The following is a 1,730-nucleotide window of genomic DNA, read 5'->3' as shown; positions in this document are numbered from 1 at the left end:
GCCCGCGTCCCGCGCGCGCTGCAGCACCGCGTCGACGTCCGCGACCTGGAGGTTCAGGTTCACGCTGGCACCGCCGCGGGTCGCCGGGCTCGCCATGTCGATCTCCGGGAACTCGTCGGCGAGCATCAGCGCGCAACCGTCGACGTCGAGTTCGGCGTGCCCGATGCGGCCGTCGTCCATCACGTGCGGCTCGCCGCGCAGGCGCGCGCCGAAGACCGTGCCGTACCACTCGATCGCCTGCCTGGCGCCGTTCACCGCGAGGTACGGAGTGAGGGCGGTGCTGGTCCGTTCAACGGTGGTCATGGCCGTGCTCCCCTCGTCGTGCGCAGCCGCGTCGCTGCGCTCGCCCCATGGTGTCCCCGGGCACCGACATCGCGTCGGTTCCGGCGCGCCGGGTCGTAAGGTGCGTGGCGTGCCCGAACCGTCCGAACAGCAGGTCGCCACCGCAGAGCTGTCCCGCTTGGCGGCGGCGCTGGACGTGGTCGACGCCCGCGCCGAGCTGAACCACCGCTACCGCAAGCTGATCACCGATTCGCGGCAGGCGCTGGCCGCGCCCCGGGTCCGGCTCACCCAGGCCCGCGGTATCGGCAAGAAGTTGATGGTGCTGGTGAAAGCGGCCGGGCCGGACTTCCGCGCGGCGTTGGACGATGCCGAAGCCGCGGCGATCGACGCGGGGCTCGCGCAGGCCGACGAGCTCGTGTACGGGACGTGATCCGGATTTCCGGCAGCGGGCACCGCCGGCTTTCGGCGGAACGCGGCGGCGAAGCTTGATCGACCGGTTCGGCGGGCACCCTCCCGGTGCACCCCCGCGAAACGGAGGACCGATGAACGCCCCCGAGCCGAACACCGAGCAGATCACCATCTGGCGCAACCTGCTGGACTCCTTCGCCCAGCTCAGCGCGGCCTGGCAGGCGGCGGAACAAGCGCAGCGCACCGCTGAGCAAGGCGCCGGACCCGGCACGTTGCAGATGCCGGACTCGCTGGTCACGTCGTTCTCCCGAGCCGGGTCGGAGGCCTCCGACGCGCTCAGCGGTGTCGCCGCGGTGCTGTCCAGGCAGACCGGGAACGACGAGACGTTCGAGGGAGTCGCCGAATCGCAGCGCGAAGCCAGGGACGCTTGGGCGGCAGCGCATTCCGCGTTGTCCGACGAGGAGTCCTGAACCGGTTTCGGACCCGCACGATCTTGCCCGGGAAATACCCTGAGTCGAGCGTAGAACACGCATCGTGCGAAACCGCCCGGAAATCGCGCACGACCTTGAAGCCGACCGCCTTGATCTGAGTAGAATCCCCGATGCCCGACGGCGGTGATCTCCGCTGTGATCGGGTGGAACCGAACTGGGGAGTTCCCGCGTCATAGCGGTTCGCGAACACGGTCGCCACTGGTGGCAGCGGCGAGAACCGGGAGGGTGTTGCGTGAAGTTCGACATGGGGTCGTCGACGTTGTCGGCGTTGACGAAGCAGACGCAGGGTTCCAGCGATGATCTGGGCGCGTTGATCCGCCAGCTCATCACCGCCGCGGAACCCCTCGAAGGCAAGTTCAACGGGGCCGGACGGGCCGCGTTCGACTCGTTCAAGGCACGGGCCGACGAGATCACCGGCGAGCTCAACGGGTCGCTGTCGGCGATCTTGGGCGGGCAGTCCGGCATGGACCGCTCGTTCGGCCACGGCGACACCGAAATGGCCGACAACGCCTCGGCCAACCAAGGCTCGGCCAACTTCGACGCGGCCCG

General features: G+C 69.6%; 4 protein-coding genes. 3 read left to right on the top strand and 1 reads right to left on the bottom strand.

Annotated elements, in window-relative coordinates; genetic code table 11:
- The coding region (locus tag IJH84_RS19825; RefSeq protein ID WP_367269055.1) for a VOC family protein at window positions 1-303 on the bottom strand (303 nt) is incomplete at its 3' end.
- 109 nt (window positions 304-412) lie between these two features.
- Here IJH84_RS19825 and IJH84_RS19820 point away from each other — a divergent pair.
- From IJH84_RS19820 to IJH84_RS19810, 3 genes are all read left to right on the top strand, one after another.
- Window positions 413-712, top strand: a complete 300-nt coding sequence (locus IJH84_RS19820) for a hypothetical protein (RefSeq protein WP_200068994.1) — start codon at window positions 413-415, stop codon at window positions 710-712.
- A gap of 112 nt (window positions 713-824) precedes the next feature.
- Window positions 825-1,160, top strand: coding sequence for a hypothetical protein (locus IJH84_RS19815; protein WP_295147367.1), 336 nt, complete (start codon window positions 825-827; stop codon window positions 1,158-1,160).
- Between the two features lie 253 nt (window positions 1,161-1,413).
- A partial coding sequence (locus IJH84_RS19810) for a hypothetical protein (RefSeq protein WP_295147364.1) occupies window positions 1,414-1,730 on the top strand: 317 nt, incomplete at its 3' end.

The organism is Saccharopolyspora sp. (assembly GCF_017434145.1).
GTDB lineage: Bacteria > Actinomycetota > Actinomycetes > Mycobacteriales > Pseudonocardiaceae > Saccharopolyspora_C > Saccharopolyspora_C galaxeae.
The sequence above is the reverse complement of the archived record's forward strand: the minus strand, read 5'-3'. Positions and strand labels throughout refer to the sequence as shown.

Coding starts and splice junctions, on each gene's coding strand:
- IJH84_RS19815 (WP_295147367.1), top strand. CDS start 825: ATGAACGCCCCCGAGCCGAACACCGAGCAGATCACCATCTGGCGCAAC.